At 64.0% G+C, this 17,485-nt stretch carries 15 protein-coding genes; 11 read left to right on the top strand and 4 right to left on the bottom strand.

What is annotated here, in order from left to right; translation table 11 throughout:
• Window positions 1-2 precede the first annotated feature (2 nt).
• The 7 genes from RMCB_RS00085 (at window position 3) to RMCB_RS00115 (ending at window position 7,551) form a co-directional block, all read left to right on the top strand.
• Window positions 3-983 carry an aldose epimerase family protein gene (locus RMCB_RS00085; RefSeq protein WP_062827127.1) on the top strand — a complete coding sequence of 327 codons (981 nt, stop codon included), beginning with the start codon at window positions 3-5 and terminating at the stop codon, window positions 981-983.
• Window positions 984-2,057 carry an aldo/keto reductase gene (locus RMCB_RS00090; RefSeq protein WP_234791937.1) on the top strand — a complete coding sequence of 358 codons (1,074 nt, stop codon included), beginning with the start codon at window positions 984-986 and terminating at the stop codon, window positions 2,055-2,057.
• A complete protein-coding gene (locus RMCB_RS00095) occupies window positions 2,044-2,895 on the top strand; it encodes an amidohydrolase family protein (protein ID WP_072278385.1) in 852 nt (283 codons plus the stop codon). Before RMCB_RS00090 ends, RMCB_RS00095 begins: the two co-directional genes overlap by 14 nt.
• Before the next feature lie 13 nt (window positions 2,896-2,908).
• The gene (locus tag RMCB_RS00100) at window positions 2,909-4,183 is read left to right on the top strand and encodes an aspartate aminotransferase family protein (protein WP_062827130.1); all 1,275 of its coding nucleotides are present in this window, start codon (window positions 2,909-2,911) and stop codon (window positions 4,181-4,183) included.
• Window positions 4,184-4,449: 266 nt separating this feature from the next.
• Window positions 4,450-6,084 carry a GMC family oxidoreductase gene (locus RMCB_RS00105; RefSeq protein WP_062827172.1) on the top strand — a complete coding sequence of 545 codons (1,635 nt, stop codon included), beginning with the start codon at window positions 4,450-4,452 and terminating at the stop codon, window positions 6,082-6,084.
• The gene (locus tag RMCB_RS00110; protein WP_234791938.1) at window positions 6,081-6,650 is read left to right on the top strand and encodes a hypothetical protein; all 570 of its coding nucleotides are present in this window, start codon (window positions 6,081-6,083) and stop codon (window positions 6,648-6,650) included. The genes RMCB_RS00105 and RMCB_RS00110 overlap by 4 nt, the downstream gene beginning before the upstream one ends.
• A gap of 1 nt (window position 6,651) precedes the next feature.
• Entirely contained in the window at window positions 6,652-7,551 is a 900-nt protein-coding gene (locus RMCB_RS00115) for an LLM class flavin-dependent oxidoreductase (RefSeq protein WP_062827131.1), read from the top strand.
• 55 nt (window positions 7,552-7,606) lie between these two features.
• On the opposite strand, the gene RMCB_RS00120 is transcribed toward RMCB_RS00115, so the two are convergent.
• The 4 genes from RMCB_RS00120 to RMCB_RS00135 all read right to left on the bottom strand — a co-directional run bounded on the left by RMCB_RS00120 (window position 7,607) and on the right by RMCB_RS00135 (window position 13,011).
• Window positions 7,607-8,371: an SDR family NAD(P)-dependent oxidoreductase gene (locus tag RMCB_RS00120; RefSeq protein ID WP_062827132.1), complete on the bottom strand. Its 765-nt coding sequence runs from the start codon at window positions 8,369-8,371 to the stop codon at window positions 7,607-7,609.
• 56 nt (window positions 8,372-8,427) lie between these two features.
• Window positions 8,428-9,954 carry an aldehyde dehydrogenase (NADP(+)) gene (locus RMCB_RS00125; protein ID WP_062827133.1) on the bottom strand — a complete coding sequence of 509 codons (1,527 nt, stop codon included), beginning with the start codon at window positions 9,952-9,954 and terminating at the stop codon, window positions 8,428-8,430.
• Window positions 9,955-10,006: 52 nt separating this feature from the next.
• Complete coding sequence (locus tag RMCB_RS00130) at window positions 10,007-11,455, bottom strand: aldehyde dehydrogenase family protein (protein ID WP_234791939.1); 1,449 nt, start codon at window positions 11,453-11,455, stop codon at window positions 10,007-10,009.
• 83 nt (window positions 11,456-11,538) lie between these two features.
• On the bottom strand, window positions 11,539-13,011 hold the full coding sequence (locus RMCB_RS00135; protein ID WP_084388320.1) for an APC family permease: 1,473 nt from the start codon (window positions 13,009-13,011) through the stop codon (window positions 11,539-11,541).
• Between the two features lie 351 nt (window positions 13,012-13,362).
• Here RMCB_RS00135 and RMCB_RS00140 point away from each other — a divergent pair, with 351 nt between their 5' ends.
• The 4 genes from RMCB_RS00140 (at window position 13,363) to RMCB_RS00155 (ending at window position 17,484) form a co-directional block, all read left to right on the top strand.
• Window positions 13,363-14,550, top strand: a complete 1,188-nt coding sequence (locus tag RMCB_RS00140) for a CynX/NimT family MFS transporter (RefSeq protein WP_062827135.1) — start codon at window positions 13,363-13,365, stop codon at window positions 14,548-14,550.
• Between the two features lie 103 nt (window positions 14,551-14,653).
• Window positions 14,654-15,544, top strand: coding sequence for a dihydrodipicolinate synthase family protein (locus tag RMCB_RS00145; protein ID WP_062827136.1), 891 nt, complete (start codon window positions 14,654-14,656; stop codon window positions 15,542-15,544).
• A 113-nt stretch (window positions 15,545-15,657) separates the two neighbouring features.
• Window positions 15,658-16,710 (top strand): proline racemase family protein, encoded by a 1,053-nt coding sequence (locus tag RMCB_RS00150; protein ID WP_062827137.1) that lies wholly within the window; start codon window positions 15,658-15,660, stop codon window positions 16,708-16,710.
• A gap of 78 nt (window positions 16,711-16,788) precedes the next feature.
• Entirely contained in the window at window positions 16,789-17,484 is a 696-nt protein-coding gene (locus RMCB_RS00155; protein ID WP_029372592.1) for a GntR family transcriptional regulator, read from the top strand.
• The last annotated feature ends 1 nt before the right edge of the window (window position 17,485 follow it).

Below are 17,485 nucleotides of genomic sequence, written 5' to 3' on the forward strand. Positions count from 1 at the left end.
CCGTGGGATCACACCTCGACATCGACGACCACTGGACGTATCACGGCCTGAAGGTGGTGCGGCTGCAGAATCGCCATCTCGCTCTGGATGTTCTCCCCCAACGCGGCGCCAACATCCTGCAGCTGCTCGACAAGCACCGAGACCTCAACGTGCTGTGGAAGTCGCCGCGAGTCGCACCACATCTCGCAGCGGTGCACGCCGACTTCGACGACCACTGGGCCGGCGGCTGGGACGACGCATTTCCCGGTGGCCGCGCCAGCCGCAACCGATACGGTGACCAGCTGCCGTATATGGGCGAGGTCTGGACCGCGCCGGCCGAATACCGACTGCACCGCGATCCCGCCAGTGTTTCTCTGACCACCACGGTGCGCACCCCGATCACACCGGCCGAACTGGACCGCACCATCACATTGCGTGCCGACGAGCAACGCTTCACGTTGTCGTACGGGTTGCGCAATATCGGCACACTGCCTTTCGACTACAACTGGGGCATTCATCCCAGTCTGGCGATCCGGCCCGGTATGCGCTTCGACATCCCCGCTACCGGTGGAATCGTCGACGAAGCGGGCGGCGAAGTCCTCGGCCGTCCCGGCGACACGTACGACTGGCCGGTGCTTCGCGGATACGACTTGCGACACGTAACCGACATCGATGCCGGCGCGTTCGCCCTGCACTACCTGACGGGACTGACCGCGGGCTGGGTTGCCGCGACCGACGTTCCGGACAGGCGCGGATTCGGCTTGTGCTTCGACCACGCTCTTTTCTCGGTGGTGTGGTTCTGCCTTGTCTACGGCGGATGGCGCGGATACCAGCAAGCCCTGATCGAGCCATGGACCGGATATCCCAGCCCATTGCAGGGCGCCGTGACCGCCGGCCGGTCGAGACTGCTGAGCCCGGGCGAGAGCCAAACGACAGAGGTCGTCGCGACGTTCTACGACGCCGAGACCGTCGCCGGGCTGCACCCCGACGGCACGGTGGATTAGATGACCGAAACCGCACCACGAACGAGTAGGCAGGAGATTGCCCGGATGGCGCATGACACCCCGGTCCGATTGGGCCGGACCCAGTTGACGATCACGGCGCTCGGGTTTGGAGCCACCGCAATCGGCGGCATGTACACAGAAGTGGCCGACGACGTGGCGCACGACGCCGTGGCAGCAGCATGGTCGGCCGGGCTCCGCTACTTCGACGCCGCCCCGCAGTATGGACGCGGCAACGGTGAAGTGCGCTTGGGCCGCGGCCTGGCGCCCTACCCGCGCGAAGACTATGTGCTGTCCAGCAAGGTGGGCCGATTGCTGCGTGCTGACGCGCCACCGCATCCGGACGACTTCGACTCCACGGGCCGGCCGTATGACGCCGGTGCGCCCGACGTAGCCACGGTGTACGACTACTCGCGCGACGGCGTGCTGCGCTCCATCGAGGAGAGCCTGACCCGCTTGGGTACCGATCACCTCGACATCGTCCTGGTACACGACCCGGATGATTACGTCGACGAGGCGCTGGACACCGCGTTGCCGACGCTCATCGATCTGCGCGACCAGGAGGTGGTTTCCGCGATCGGCGCGGGGATGAACCAGACGGCCGCACTCGAGCGGTTCGCCCGGGAATCCGACCCCGACATGTTCCTGCTGGCCAACCGGTACACGTTGTTGGAACAGACTGCGCTGCAGTCATTTCTGCCGCTGTGCGCAGCGCGTGGCATCGCTGTGGTCGCCGGCGCTGTCTTCAACAGTGGTCTACTGGCCGACGCGGGTCCAGGTGCACGGTACGACTACGACCCGGCGCCTGCCGACCGCGTCGCCCGCGCCCATCGGCTGTCCCAGGTCTGCCAGCGCCATGGCGTCCCACTCAAGGCGGCAGCGCTGCAGTTTCCGGCAGCGCACCCGGCCGTCGCCGCCGTCCTCACCGGAGCACGCAACCGCGCCGAGGTTATGGAGAACGTGACATTGTTCGATCAGCCGATCCCCGATGATCTCTGGACCGACCTGAAGGACGAGGGACTGCTGATCGCTGACGCGCCGACACCGGCAGACCGAAGTGCCCATGACAATCGTTGACGCACATCACCATCTGTGGGACCCCGCAGTCGGCGCATATCCATGGATGACAGGTGATTTCGCGGCACTGCGGCGTCGCTACGACTTCGCGGACCTACAACCGCATCTGCGAGCCAACGGCGTCTCGAGAACCATTGTGGTGCAAGTCCGCGCCGACATGGCCGAGACCCGGGAACTGCTCGAATTGTCCGACCACACACCGGCCATCGTCGGAGTCGTCGGATGGGTGGATCTGACGGCATCCAACGTGGGCGATCAGATCGACACGCTGCGCGCGGGCCCCGGCGGCCATCGCCTGGTCGGCTTACGCCACGGCGTTGCCGACGAACCCGATCCGCGGTGGCTACTCCGTGCGGACGTCGACGACGCAATGCGCGCGATCACTGCGCGCAAGCTGGCCTTCGATCTTGAGATTACGGACCGGGAGGCAGCCGCCGCCGACACCCTGGCCGACCGGCATCCGGAACTGCGCCTGGTGGTCGACCACGGTGCCAAGCCTCCTATTGCCGCAGGCTGGTCTGCACACTGGGCCAACGGGATCACAGCCCTGTCCAGGCATCGCAACGTCTGGTGCAAACTCTCGGGACTGGTCACCGAAGCGTCCTGGACCACGTGGACGCCGGCAGATCTGCAGCCATACATCGATCATCTGGTCGGCGCGTTCGGCGCGCAACGACTGATGTTCGGGTCGGACTGGCCGGTATGCGAGCTGGCCGCAGACTACGGCCGTGTGCTGGGGGTGGCTACTCAAAGCCTCGCCTCATTGGATGACGTGGCCTCGCGCAACATTTTCTGCCACAACGCAATCGCTTTCTACTTTCCAGATGGCATCGGCTAACCAGGAGAAACAGATGACAGCCACGACATCGAATCAACAAGATCTACAGCAGCGGGCGTTGCACACATTGGCGGGAGGGGTCAGCAGCAACACCCGGTTGCTCAACCCACACCTGATCGTCGAACGGGCCAGTGGTTGCCGCCTGTGGGATGCCGACGGCACCGAGTATCTGGACTACCTGCTCGGCCAAGGACCCAACTTCCTCGGCTACGCCCCACCACGCGTAGTGGAGAAGGTCGTGTCCGCCCAACGCGAAGGAATCATCTACGCGGCCACCCACCGCCGTGAGATCGAAGCCGCCGAACGCGTTCTCGCCGTACTGCCTTGGGCGGATCGACTGCGATTCGGAAGCTCCAGCAGCGAGATGGTTCAGGCCGCGATGCGAATTGCGCGCAACGCCACCGGACGACGCGACATCCTGCGTTTTCACGGTCACTACCACGGATGGTTCGACAACATCCAAATCCGTTCGGACGGCGGGCAAGTCCACCCGGGCAGTCTGGGGCAGCTGCATGAGGCCCTTGATGCCACGATCACCATCGAGTGGAACGACGAGGAAGCGTTCACCGAAGCGGTGGCCCGACACGGAGACACCATCGCCGCGGTGGTGATGGAGCCGATGATGCTCAACGCCGGCGCCATCGTCCCGGCCGCGAACTATCTGGAGCATGTCCGCACGCTCTGCACCCAGAAGGGGATCGTGCTGATCTTCGACGAGACCATATCGGGATTTCGGGTATCGCTCGGCGGCGCTGCCGAAAGGTTCGGTGTGACACCGGATCTCGCCGTTTACGGCAAGGCGATGGCCGCGGGCTGGCCCTGCGCAGCCGTGGTTGGTACAGAGGACCTGTTTGCCGACGTCGCGACCGGCGCCCTCACCCATGCCGGCACGTTCAACGGCAACACCATTGCCACCGCCGCCGTCCTGGCCTCACTGGACGAACTCGAGGATCGCAGCGTCTACCGCCATGTCGAATCAGTCGGCGCAGAGCTCATCGACTCCCTTACCGCGCTGATGGAATTCCGCGGGATTCCCGTCAGGTTCCAAGGTCTTCCGATGGCATTCCACGCCCGGTTCGACGCCGAGAACAGGTCCATCACGCGTTACGCACAGCTTCAAACCATCGACCAGGAACGGTATAGCCGTCTGGCCAGGCATCTCATCGCCGCCGGTATTTGGGTCGCATACCGCGGCATCTGGTACGTCTCGGCGGCCCACACGATTGCCGACGTGAACGAAACCGTCAAGCGCTTCGACGCAGCGTTGTCGGCCGACTACGACGTATAGTCGGCACGCCAGTTACGGTGCAGTTCCTCCGCGCTCAGCGCCGTGGGTCTCTGCGGTGGCTGCCGCCTGGCTCCCCCCGAAACCACGCCGAGCGTGCGCTTGACGTTGTCACCATCGACGCAATAGATTGAGCATGGTCGACAATGAACAATCTAGCTTGCGAACGAGCCCGCCGAACGCACCGTAGCTCGATGAAGACATGCGATGTGCGCGGTGGAAAAAGGCCCGGTCGCTGTCAGTGAAGAGGCACAGAAGGGATGGCCATCATGGCAGCCGTTGCGAACAGCGACCACGTACCAGATGTCGTCGACGTACTGGTCGTCGGCGCGGGACCATCGGGAGCGGTGGTCAGCCACACCGCGGCGTCGGCGGGTCTGAGCGTCGTCTGTCTGGAGCAGGGTGATTGGGTCAATCCCAACGAGTTTCCTGCGAACCACCCCGAGTGGGAGCTGCTGATTCAACACAACTGGGCGCATGATCCAAATGAACGGATGCTCCCGGCCGACTATCCCGTTGATGTGTCCGAATCGGACATGTGGCCGGTGATGTTCAACGCTGTCGGTGGGAGCTCCATCTTCTACGGAGCCGAGTGGCCTCGGCTCGTCCCGTCCGACTTCCGCGTCAAGTCCCTCGACGGGGTGGCAGACGATTGGCCCATCAGCTACGACGAACTGAAGCCCTACCACGACGAGGTTGACGCGTTCATCGGCGTCTCGGGCGTCGACGGTGACACGGCATATCCCGAAGGCCTGACCTACCCCCTTCCACCGAACCCGCTCGGCAAGGCCGGTATCAAGGGGGCCGAAGCCGCGAACTCCCTTGGCTGGCACTGGTGGCCGGGAACCAACGCGATCCCGAGCCAGAAGTTCAAGACGCTCGAGCAGTGTGCGCGGTGGGGCACGTGCGAATGGGGATGTCCACAAGGCGCGAAGGCATCGTTCGATCTGATCTACATGCCGCAGGCCATGCAACACGGCGCCACCGTGATCACCGGAGCACGCGTCAGCAAGGTGATCACCGACGATGATGGCCGGCGCGCCACAGGCGTTGAGTACATCGATCGAGACGGCGTGAAGCACTTTCAGTCGGCCCGTGTCGTGGTGTTGTGCGCCAACGGCGTTGGAACGCCGCGACTGTTGCTGATGTCGGCCAACGACCGGCACCCCAACGGACTGGCCAACTCGTCGGACTTGGTCGGACGAAATCTGATGCTGCATCCGAATTGCAGCGCGCTGGGGTTCTACGATGATGACCTGGAGAGTTGGCGCGGGCCCGCCGGCCAATTGATCCACTCGCTTCAGTTCTACGAGACCGACCCGTCACGCGGCTTCGTACGAGGCGCGAAGATGCATGTGCTTCCCACGCCGGGGCCGCTCAATGCCATTGAGGCGCACCGTCAATTGGACTTCGACGAGGTGTGGGGTGCGCCGATCCACGAGATCGCGCGTCAGGCGCAGCGGGGCATCCTCTGGGCGGCGAACACCGAAGATCTGCCGGAGTTGCACAACCGGGTCACTCTTTCCCGCGACCTCGTCGATTCGGACGGTCTGCCTGCTCCCAAGGTGGAATACCGAATCAGCGAGAATACCTGGGCCCTTTTGAAATTCACCGTCGACCGCATGGTCGAACTGCACAAAGCGGCCGGCGCCACGAAGATCCTGACCCAGGAGATATGGGTCGACCAACCCGGTCACCTTCTGGGCACCGCCCGGATGGGCGACGACCCTGCACGTTCGGTCGTCGACTCGTATGGAAAGACGCACGACGTCGACAACCTCTACATCGCAGACGGCAGCATTTTCGTGACATCCGGATCGGCAAACCCGACATGCACCATCAGCGCGTTGGCGCTTCGCGTCGGCAAGAAGATCGTTGAGCGCGCACAGGAGACTTGTTCATGACCGACATCATCAGCCCGTCGCCTGCCACGCAGCGGCTCTCAGTCCCGGCTCGACGCACACGCGCGCCCCGCGAGCTGACAGATATGGAGTGGGCGACCTTGCTTCGCATCGCCGACTGTCTCATCCCAGCCGTCGCGCCGAATCCGAAGGCCAGTGCCGCCGAAAACTACCGGGAGTACCTGCAACTCGCCCTCGGCGCGCGTAGCGACGCATTCGAACGAGTGGTGACGGCGTTGGCTGAACTGGCCGACACCGCCGACGATGCGATGTGGGACGCGTTGAAAGACCTCTGGTCTCGAGACAGGAGGACATTCGACCCGCTGTCGGCTGTTGTCGCCGGAGCCTACTTCATGACGCCGCAGGTCAAGGCGCTCATCGGTTATCCCGGCCAGCATCGCGATCCGGCGCCTGTGGAGCAGGCGGCGAATGACATCGAGGGCCTCCTCGATCCGGTCATCGACCGTGGCCCGATTTACGTGCCAACCTCCAGGCCGGAACCGGTGCCGGGTTCGCCTGCGGTCAACCCAAATTCGGCGGATAACACGTCGTCCGCTGAGCACGACTGAGATGTCGAAGGCCGCGCGCAGCCCTCGGCCGGCACCCCGATTCGGCGTCGTCTACCGCCCGGACTTCCCACCGGAAACCCTGCCCGCCATTGCGCGGGCGGTCGACGACGCGTCGATAGCAGAGCTGTGGCTGTGGGAGGACTGCTTTCTACAGGGAGCAGTAGCGCAGGCAGCAGTTGCGTTAGCTTCGTCAGACCGGCTCTCGGTCGGGATCGGACTGGTTCCGGCGCCGCTACGCAGCGTCGTTGCCACGGCGATGGAGATCGCGACCCTGGCCAGGATCTACCCCGGCAGGGTAAAGCTCGGCATCGGAAATGGCGTTCAGGATTGGATGAGCCAGGCTGGTGTCAGGGTGCAGTCTCCGTTGACACTCCTCCGCGAGTATGTCAGTGCTCTGCGCGCACTTCTCGACGGCGAGAACGTCACTCGCTCAGGTCGCTATGTCGAGTTGGCGTCGGTGCGCCTCAGTTGGGTTCCACCACAACCGGTGCCCATTCTGGTCGGTGGGTCAGGCCCCAAGACGCTCCGTCTAGCACCCCAGGTCGGCCAGGGCGTCATCATCGATTGCCAGAACACCGTCGCCTCGGTACAGGCCACCTTGACCGATATCAGTGGCTGCGAATCGCTGACCGAGACAACATCGTTCGCTCGAGTGATGTACCTCCCCTGCGCTCCTAGAGATGGTGCCCGCGAACGACTCCGCGCCGAGGCGACCCGATGGAATGTTGACGCCGCAGCGTTCGGGGTCGGAGGGACAACCGGCGAGATCCGCGAAGGTATCGCCCGCTACGTCGACGTCGGAATCGACACCGTCGTGCTGCAACCGATCGGTGATGTGAGGGATTTCGAGGCGTTGGTCGCCGCCGCGGTCGCCGTGGCCCGATCGTGGCCGAGTGATTGAAGGCCACGTCATCGGGTGGCCGAACAACCGTTGGCCGCACCTCACAACCGCGGCGTTATCCGCGCGTCGCGTAGAAAGCCCCGGTGGTGCCGCCGTCGAGCGCTAGGACTGTCCCGGTGGCGTGCCGTGCGCCCAACAGCCAGACGGCAGCCTCCGCCACCTCATCTGGCGTCGCGACGAGATGCAGCGGGACCCGAGAGAGTTCGGCCTCCCAGGCGGCATCCAGATCACCGCTGAGGGCGAGCTCGCTGCGGAGCATCGGAGTGTCGACCGGGCCCGGACACAAAGCGTTCACCCGAACATGCGGAGCGAGTTCGGCTGCCATCGCTCGGGTCAGCCCGATCACGCCGGCTTTGCTTGCGCAATAAGCCGCGTAGTGCGGCATCCCGATTGTGCCGGCTTCCGACCCGATGTTGACGATTCCGCCGCGGACTCCGACCGAAGACAGCCGGCCGCAGAACGCCTGCGAAACAAGAAAGGTCCCAGTCAAGTTCACACCGATGGTCGTCAGCCACTGCTCCGGTGTGACCTTGTCCAACGGTGCCGGATGGCACACGCCGGCAGCGTTGACGAGTCCGGTGGGCAGACCGAGATGAGCGGTGATCTCGTCTACCGCACGGGTCACCTGCTCGGGATCGCTGACGTCACATGAGACAGTGAGATGCGGGCCGCCGACTACCAACTGATCCAGCACGGCGTTGAGCGCATCCTTGCTGCGGGCGACCAGACCGACCCGATGTCCTTGTGCGGCCAGTTGGCGGGCCACGGCCGCCCCGATACCGGATGATGCGCCCGTCACGATGGTGGTTGGGGATGTCATGGTTTCGCTTCGATCTCCTCTTGGATTACGCCCGTGCGCCTTTGGGGTCCAGACACTCATGCTTCCCCTGGTGTACGCCAGACTCCGTCGATGCGTCGTGGAATTCCGTCGTAGTCATCCTGCAGTTCTGTCGGCAGAATCTCTTGCGGTGCATCCTGAAACGTGACGGGACGCAGGAATCGGCGGATCGCGGTGGCCCCTACCGAAGTGTGCAGCGAGTTCGTGGCCGGCCAAGGGCCTCCGTGGTGCTGCGCCCAAGACACCGCGACGCCTGTTGGGAATCCGTTGAATATCACCCTGCCTGCAGTCGGAAGCGCGATCCGAGTCAGTGACCGGATGAGGTCCACTTCGTCGTCTCCGTGCTGCAGAGTGACGGTCAGCGAGCGGGGCAGCGCCCCGAGTGCCGAGACGACCGCCGCCTCGACATCGTCGGCCCGGTAGCGCACGATGACCGTGACAGGGCCGAAGATCTCGTCCACCAGATCACGGTCCAGCGTGTCGATGTCCGTCTCGAAAGCCACGGGGTCGACACAGAATCCGGCGATATTCCGAAGTGGTCCCCCTATCGTGGCGACTCTGCTGTCCCTGCGTCGGGCGCCGGTTTCTGTCATATAGGTCGAGAAGATCCGCTCATTGAGCAGCGGTTGCGCCGCAACGTCCGACAGCGCAGCCCGTACGGCGGCGACCACCGCGTCGCCATCCGAGTTGTCGGGCACCAGCACCACTCCCGGTTTCGTGCACAACTGTCCGGCTCCGAGGGTGAAGGAACCGACCAGTTCCGACCCGATCGATGCGCCCCGCTGCGCGGCGGCTGCCGGCGTCACGATGACGGGGTTGATGCTGCTGAGTTCGCCGTAGAAGGGAATCGGATCGGTTCTGCGCCCGATGATCTCGAGTAGGGCCTTACCGCCGGTGAGCGAACCCGTGAATCCGACAGCCCGCACGTCGGGGTGTGCCACCAGTTCGGTGCCCGCCTCACGGCCGTAGACGATTCCCACCACACCGCCAGGACTGCCCGCGCGTCGCGCCCCCTCGACCAACAGATCATGGGACAACTTCGCTGTCGCTGGATGGGAGTCGTGTGCTTTCACGACCACGGGGCACCCGGCCGCCAGGGCCGACGCGGTATCGCCACCGAGTACCGAAAAGGCGAACGGAAAATTGCTCGCGCCGAAGACCGCGACTGCCCCGACCGGAACGAGCAGACGCCGAAGGTCTGGGCGAGGGCCCATGGTGGTGTGGGCGGCAGGATCGATGGTGGCTTCCAAATAGCTTCCCTCGCGCAGCACCTGCCCGAAGAACCGCAACTGAAACGTCGCGCGGGTCAACTCGCCGTTGAGCTTGACCGGGGTGAAACCGGTTTCGCTCTCAGCCGTGGAGACCAACTCGTCACGGTGCGCTTCGGCTTCGTCGGCCATGGCGTCGAGCATCATGGCCCTGAACTGGCGCCCGGACTCTTCCAGTGCCGGCACCGACCTCACTGCAGCGGCCACTGTCTCGCCCACTTCGGCAGGCGTCGTGGCCTCCGTGACGGTCGGGAGGCGGGTCGCGGTGCGGGGGTCGACCCCGGCGACGATAGCCATCAAAGACCCTTCTGTTGTCTGATGTGCTGGAACGTAAAACTCGAATTCGGTCTCACGTCAAGGAGATTCCAACCTGCTTGACCCTGGTGAACTCCTCGATCCCCAGCTGGCCGCCCTCTTTTCCATAGCCGGACTGGTTCAAACCGCCGATCGGCAGGTCTGGAGCCACCACCAGATGAGTGTTGATCCAGACATTCCCGAAGTTCAGCGCGTTGACCACTCGCAGGCCGCGGGCGACATCCCTCGTCCACACCGATCCGGCCAGACCGAAGCCAACACCGTTGGCCAACGAAATCGCCTCGGACTCATCGGCGAACGTTTGGCCCGTGAGCACCGGGCCGAAGATCTCGTGCTGGACGAGATCGTCGTCCTGGGACAGCCCGGTGATGAGGGTGGGTTCGAGATAGAAGCCGGCACGGTCAGGCCTGGTTCCGCCGAATCGCAAGGACGCCGAGCTGGGGCGACCTGCGATCAGCTTTTCCACCCGGGCGAGTTGGGCTGCGGAGATCAGCGGCCCCAAAGTGGTGGCCTCGTCCGTCGTCTCGCCGAGCCGCACCTGTTCGAGGTTCTTCACCACAGCATCGAAGAATCGCTCGGCGATGGGCTCCGCGACGATGAGGCGCGTCGCTGCCATGCACTCCTGTCCGGCGTTGTACAGCGCAGCCTCGACGATCAGGGACGCGGACGCGTCGACGTCGACATCCTCGAAAACGATGACCGGAGCATTGCCGCCGAGCTCAAGGACAGTCCGAATGGGGCTTGCTGCAGCGGCCTGTGCGATATTGCGCCCGGTGGCAGTCGAACCCGTGAACGACACCAGGTTGACGTCGGCGTGCGACGCCAACGCCGTCCCGACCACAGAACCGTACCCGTTGACGATGTTGAGAACGCCTGGCGGAAGATGCTTCTGGGCCAGGTCGGCAAAGGCCGCGGTGGACAGTGGAGTGAGCTCGGCAGGCTTGATCACCACGGCATTACCGGCGGCGAGGGCCGGCATGATCTTCCACACCGCCTGCCACAACGGATAATTCCACGGCGTGATGCCGGCCACCACACCGACCGGTTCACGACGAATGAAAGTCGAAGTGCCGGGGACATATTCGCCTGAGGCCTGACCACTGAGGGTCCGTGCCGCCCCGGCAAAGTGCCGGACCGAGTCAGCGATATCGGGTAGTTCTGCGTCCCGGGCGGCACTGAGCGGCTTGCCCGCGTCGAGGACTTCCAAGGCGACGAATTCATCGAGACGGTCACTGAACTCCGCCGATATCGCGTGCAGCGCCTCTGACCGCTGCCGCGCCGAAAGCGCTCCCCATGCAGGTTGGGCAGCACGAGCGGCGGCGACCGCCGCGTCGACGTCGTCGGCCGTGGATCCCCTGAAACTCGTCAACACCTCGCCCGTGGCCGGGTTGAGAACGTCGAGAGTGTCGGCGCCCGAACCGTCGACCCATTCCCCTGCGATCAGGTTGGCGACGCGGGGTAGCTGCGGCATTGTGAAAACCATTTGGTGGAAGCTCCTTTTCTGCGTGGCCCGTTGTCGACGTGAGAACGGACCTGTGTAGTGCGGCTCGTCGAGTGCGTCGCGGATCAGTCGTGGATCCCCTCGCGTTGCAGATTGCCACGATCTGCAGACGGAATGGTGAAGTAGATCAGGAATCCGATGCCGATGGCGACCAGCATTCCGACGCCGACACGCAGCCAATCCGACCACACGAGTAGGGCACACAGCACAACCGACCAAACAATCGCGACGAGGAAGACTATCGGCGAAGCGGCCTTGAGGTTGAAGGGGTGTTCGGGCAGCCTCTTTCGGATCACGGCGTTGAAGCCGACGATGACGACGACGCCGTAGGCGAGCGCCCAGGCGAGGGCGGTCATGGCCGACAGAACCGTGAGCAGCGACGACCAGCAGCACACCATGATGGAGATCAGCGTCACGACGAACGTCGCGTTCATCGGGATGCGGTTGCCGTTGAGTTTGTGCAGCCAACGTGCCGCCGGCATCTGTCGATCGCGGGCCTGAGACCAAATCACACGGACGGCGGTCAGTTGCAGCATCGCGATACAAGCCATCAGGGCAACGATGGCGACGGCTTCGAAGATCGTCGTCACGGTGGTGCCCACGGTCGAGTCCAGGATCAGCTTCACCGGTGTGGCACTGGCCATCACCGCGTCGACGTTGGGGATGGCCCGCACCAGTAGATAGAAGAACACGGCTCCGCCGATGACGGCTGCGGTGTTGGCCAGCACAGTTCCGAGCGCGGCGTTGCGCGCGGCATTCTTGGTTTCCTCGGCCGCGTTGCCGGTTGCGTCGAAACTCGATATGGCGTAGGCGGGCAGGATCATTCCGAAGAGGAACGCGATCCATGCGGGCCGGTCGGCCGTGGTGCCCGCTGTGTCGAACAGTACGGACGCGGGGGCACGATCGTAGTGCGCGACCACCAGGCCGACGATGACCATGATGATGATCGCCGCCTCGGCCACGACGCCGACGTTGTTGAGAACAGCAGCAGCCCTTACGCCGGCGATGTTGACCAAGGTGACCAAGACGATGATGCCGATCGCCCACAGCGTGACCTGTCCGGCCGAGAGGTCATCGATACCGAACCAACCGGCAATGAACGGCACCATGCTCACCGCGAGTGCGCCCACCGCGACGGTGTGCGCAATGACCAGCCACCATCCGCCCTGCCAGGCCAGCCATTGGGCTTTCGGGGCGAGACGGCTGATGATCTGGTAGACCCCGCCGCTGAGCGGAAATGCGGAGACCAGTTGGGCGACTGCAAGTCCCACGCCGAAGACCTGTAGCGCTCCGCCGATGATGAAGGGCCAGAACGAGGCCGGCCCGAAGAAGCCAAAGCCGACGATGATGGTGGTGAACAGTACCGAGCCGACCGAGATCGACGTGAACTGGACGCCGAAGGACGAGAACAGTCCGAGTGCTCGATTGAGCTCCTGTTTATAGCCGAATTTCTCCAGATGTTGCGCGTCGTCAGCGGCGTGCTGGTGTCCTCCCACCGCTGCGCGTGGCGTGGGTAACGCGTTGTCTTCAAGGGTCATTTTTTCTGTTCCTTGCTCCAGCGTGATTTGAGAATGCACCCGTCACCGGTGCCGAGGCGGTAGATTGGACGTAGTGTTTTGTCGACAATATGCCACGCTAGACGGTGAGGCAAGCGGAATTTGCGCGCGGCCGGGGTTCGACCACAGACCTGCTGGTACTGCACCGCCACAAGAGGTCGGCGGCCAGACATGTGCGCGCACGGAGCAGAGGAAGGCGCTCGTGACGCCGGCTTTCGATACCACCACCGAGCGGCGGACCGTCGCATATCCCGGCGCCCTGGAATCGGCCGCGGGCGTCGCTGTATCGCGTTCTAGCACAGGGTTTTTCACCGTATTCTGTGGTCGGAATTCATGACAGCCCCGGCGGTGCGCACAGGTTGGGAGACCATCGGCGTACTGTTCGGGTTGATCGCCGTATCACTCAATCAGCGACCCCCGCTGGTGGCAGTCGGCGTGCTGACCACTCGAATTCGAGACGACACGGGCCTCACCGCATCCACGATCAGCATCCTCACCACATTGCCGCTGTTGTGCTTCGGAGTCGTTTCCGCATGTGCGGCTCGGGCAAGCGCGCGGTGGGGGCTGAACCGCACCCTCGTCGGCGCCCTGCTCATTCTCGGATGCGGTATCGCCGTACGCGCGCTGCCGTCATTGACGGGCCTGTTCATCGGCACGGCACTCGCCGGTGCAGGGATTGCCGTGACCAACGTTCTCCTGCCCAGCGCCATCAAGCGCGACTACCCGACCCGGGTGGGTTTGATGATGGGCGTCTACTCACTGTGCCTCAATGGCGGCGCAGCATTGGCGGCTGGTATCAGCGTGCCGATCACCGCGGCGCTGCATGACAATTGGCGTGCCGCGCTTGCGGTGTGGGGGCTACTGACGCTGGCGGCACTGGCCTCGTGGATCCCCCGCGCCATCCGACCGCCCACAGACACCACAGCCGCCTACGCCGGGAGTCGGATGTGGCGGTCATCGCTGGCATGGGCAGTCGCGGGTTACATGGCCGTGCAGTCACTCATCTACTACGCCCTGATCGCCTGGCTGCCGGCCATCGTGCACGACGCCGGAAACCGGGAATCGACCGCTGCGTTGTGCTCAGCAGCCATGAGCGCAACAGGCATGTTGACGTCCCTGGTCGTTCCCGTCATCGCTGTGCGCCTGAGCAATCAACGTCCGCTGGTGCTGGCGTCCGCACTGGGCTTCGGATGTGGATCGACCGGACTGCTCCTGTCCCCCGGCCGGTGGGAGACAGTGTGGGCGATTCTTCTCGGCGCAGGGCAGGGATCCGGGATCGGGCTGGCGTTGAGTTTGTTCGTCTTGAGGTCGCACACCGCCAAGGCGGCCGCCGCGCTGTCCGGCATGGCGCAGACAGTCGGATATCTGACGGCTGCAGTGGGCCCCCTCCTTGTTGGTGCCGTGCACGACGGGACCGGCGCGTGGACCGTCCCGACAGCAATCTTGTTGATCTGCACGCTCACCGTGCTGCTGGTCGGTTGGCCGGCTGCGGCCGCCCGCAAGGTCGATGGCGCCGAATAACTGGTTCGGGGCGTGCACGAACGAGGTACCGATGGCGCTTTGCGCCGACCCTTCGATGTAGTACATTGTCGACAACATGCAACAACCAAAACGAGGAGGGCCAATGACCACGCAACCGTGGCACGGCATCGTGGTGGCGACAGCGCTGCCTTTCAACGCTGACCTGTCGGTCGATTACGACGCGTACGCAGAACACGTCAAGTGGCTCGCCGAGAACGGCTGCCATGGCGTCACTCCGAACGGCTCTCTGGGCGAGTACCAGTGCCTGAGCCGTGAGGAACGCGCCAAGGTCGTCGCCGTCGCCGTCGAAGCGGCACCCGACGGATTCTCTGTCGTGCCGGGCACGGGCGCTTACGGGTCCGGTGAGGCGCTCAACTGGGCTCGCCAAGCCAAAGACGCCGGCGCCCACGCCCTACTGTCCTTGCCGCCCAACGCATACCGCGCCGACGACGACATCGTCGTCGCCCACTACGAACAGGTCGCCTCAGCTGGTCTGCCCGTGGTCGCATACAACAATCCATACGACACCAAGGTCGACCTGTCGCCGGCACTGCTGGCTCGGCTGCACGCCGAGGGCCTGATCGTCGCGGTCAAGGAGTTCAGCGGGGACGTGCGCCGCATCTACGAGCTTCAGGAACTCGCTCCGGACCTCGACGTGCTTGTCGGTACCGATGACGTGGTCCTGGAACTGGCGATTGCGGGCGCCAAAGGGTGGATCGCGGGCTATCCCAACGCCTTGCCGGTCGCTTCTGCGCAACTGTGGGACTTCGCCGTTGCACAGGACCTCGACCAGGCGCTGCCGCTGTATCGGGACCTACACTCACTACTGCGCTGGGATTCGAAACCGGCCTTCGTACAAGCAATCAAGCTGTCAATGGATGTTGCAGGCCGAAAGGGGGGCGCGTGCCGTCCTCCACGGCTGCCATTGTCTCCCGAGATCGCCGCCAAGGTACGCAAAGACACCGAGGAGGCACTCAGCAGGGGCTACCGCTGACGGTTCCAGATATCTCCGTGGTGGGCCGGCGTCTGCCGGCCCACCGCTGGCCAGATCCATGAGAGCACCGCGCGACACTTGAGCGGCACAACAGCTTCGGAGAGGAATAGCACATGCGGTTGACCAATCTCGTCGACGTGGTGGGATGTCATGCCGAGGGAGAGATCGGCAACGTGGTGGTCGGTGGGATCGGTGACGTACCCGGCCAGACGATGTTCGACAAGCGCAACTATCTACAAAAACATCGCGACGAGCTCAGGCAGCGGCTGCTGCACGAGCCGCGCGGCAATGTCGTGCGATCGACCAACGTCGTTCTCCCGTCCAGCAATCCGAAGGCCGCCATGGGTTACGTGGTGATGGAATCGACCGAGTACCCGGTGATGTCGGGCAGCAACACCATCTGCGTGGCCACCGTATTGCTCGAAACCGGGATGGTCCCGATGATCGAGCCGATCACCACCCTCACGCTGGAGTCACCGGCGGGACTGATCGAGCTCGAATGCGCTTGTAATGACGGCAAGGTGACCAGTGTTCGGTTCATCAATCAGCCGGCCTTTGTCTATCACCTCGACGCAGAGATTGATGTGCCAGGCATCGGCCCGCTCACCGTCGATGTCGCCTGGGGCGGCATGGCTTATGTGCTCGTCGATGCCGCAACCGTAGGTCTGCGCATTGAACCAGCGCAGGCCCGCGATCTATGCCATCTCGGCCAGCGCATCAAAGAGGCAGCTGCCGAACAGCTTTCGGCTGTGCACCCAGTCCATCCCGAATATCCCGGCATCACCCAGACCGAATTCACCACACCGATCGAGCGAGTCGACGGGCAACTGACCGCTTCCAATGCTGTGATCGTCTCACCAGGGCGTGTGGATCGCAGCGCGTGCGGTACAGGCACATCCGCACGACTGGCGGTGCTGCATGCGCGCGGCCAGATCGAACCCGGTGAGCACTTCATTCACCGATCGATCATCGGGACGCAGTTCGATGGCGTCATCGAGAGTTGCACCACACAGGGCGATCTCGCGGCGGTGGTGCCCAGCATCGCCGGCCAGGCCTGGATCACCGATTTCACCAAAGTGGTCTTGGATCCATCCGACCCATTCCCGACGGGATACACCGTGACCGACACCTGGCTGGCGCCAATCTCGACCGACGTGGTCCATTGACTCGGCCGCGCAGGCTGGGCTTAACGTAGCTGGGGCGGCCGTATACTGTCGACTAGATTCCATCAGGGAAAGAAGACCGTGGCCACGTTCGCACCGCTTGAGCACCAAAAGGCGCCGACTGCTGTTCTCGCGCAGATCAGGCAGGCGATCCTGTCGGGCGAGCTCCCGGCTGGCGCACAGTTGCGCGAAGCCCATATCGCTGACGAGATGAAGATCAGTCGCTCACCGGTACGCGAGGCCCTGAGCCGGCTGGAAGAAGAAGGTCTCGTTGAGAAGGTGCCGTTCAAGGGCGCTTTCGTGGCATCGGTCTCCCCCGCCACAGTCGCCGAGATCGCGGCGCTGCGCTCCCTGCTCGAGCCGTATGCGGTGAGCCTGGCAATCGCGAACCTCAAAGAGGCCGACTGGAAGAATCTGCGCCGGATCGTCGAGCAACTCGACCGTGCAGTCGGCAAGGACCCGGTCACTGAAATCGAGAAGCACCTGGCGTTTCACCGCTATTTCTACGAGCGGTGCGGCAACGCATCCCTGTTGTCCATCTGGCGGGATTGGGAATCGAAACTGCGGTTGTTCTTCATCGTCGACCATGAGGCGTTCCGGGACGCGCGCGACGTCGCACAAGTTCACCTGGATCTGATCTCCACGATCCAGTCGGGTGACGCGGCCGCGATCAGGGCGGCCTTCGCCCACCACGTTCACGACGCCCCAGGCGTCGAGGTCGGCGATCCGCTCTCGCGCAAGGATCCGGCTCCGCGATCGTCGACCCGCTCGGCGTAGC

Origin of the sequence: Mycolicibacterium brisbanense (assembly GCF_001570425.1) — a bacterium.
Classification (GTDB): Bacteria; Actinomycetota; Actinomycetes; order Mycobacteriales; family Mycobacteriaceae; genus Mycobacterium; species Mycobacterium brisbanense.

Coding starts and splice junctions, on each gene's coding strand:
- RMCB_RS00090 (WP_234791937.1), top strand. CDS start 984: ATGACCGAAACCGCACCACGAACGAGTAGGCAGGAGATTGCCCGGATG.
- RMCB_RS00095 (WP_072278385.1), top strand. CDS start 2,044: ATGACAATCGTTGACGCACATCACCATCTGTGGGACCCCGCAGTCGGC.
- RMCB_RS00100 (WP_062827130.1), top strand. CDS start 2,909: ATGACAGCCACGACATCGAATCAACAAGATCTACAGCAGCGGGCGTTG.
- RMCB_RS00105 (WP_062827172.1), top strand. CDS start 4,450: ATGGCAGCCGTTGCGAACAGCGACCACGTACCAGATGTCGTCGACGTA.
- RMCB_RS00110 (WP_234791938.1), top strand. CDS start 6,081: ATGACCGACATCATCAGCCCGTCGCCTGCCACGCAGCGGCTCTCAGTC.
- RMCB_RS00115 (WP_062827131.1), top strand. CDS start 6,652: ATGTCGAAGGCCGCGCGCAGCCCTCGGCCGGCACCCCGATTCGGCGTC.
- RMCB_RS00120 (WP_062827132.1), bottom strand. CDS start 8,371: ATGACATCCCCAACCACCATCGTGACGGGCGCATCATCCGGTATCGGG.
- RMCB_RS00125 (WP_062827133.1), bottom strand. CDS start 9,954: ATGGCTATCGTCGCCGGGGTCGACCCCCGCACCGCGACCCGCCTCCCG.
- RMCB_RS00130 (WP_234791939.1), bottom strand. CDS start 11,455: ATGGTTTTCACAATGCCGCAGCTACCCCGCGTCGCCAACCTGATCGCA.
- RMCB_RS00135 (WP_084388320.1), bottom strand. CDS start 13,011: ATGACCCTTGAAGACAACGCGTTACCCACGCCACGCGCAGCGGTGGGA.
- RMCB_RS00140 (WP_062827135.1), top strand. CDS start 13,363: ATGACAGCCCCGGCGGTGCGCACAGGTTGGGAGACCATCGGCGTACTG.
- RMCB_RS00145 (WP_062827136.1), top strand. CDS start 14,654: ATGACCACGCAACCGTGGCACGGCATCGTGGTGGCGACAGCGCTGCCT.
- RMCB_RS00150 (WP_062827137.1), top strand. CDS start 15,658: ATGCGGTTGACCAATCTCGTCGACGTGGTGGGATGTCATGCCGAGGGA.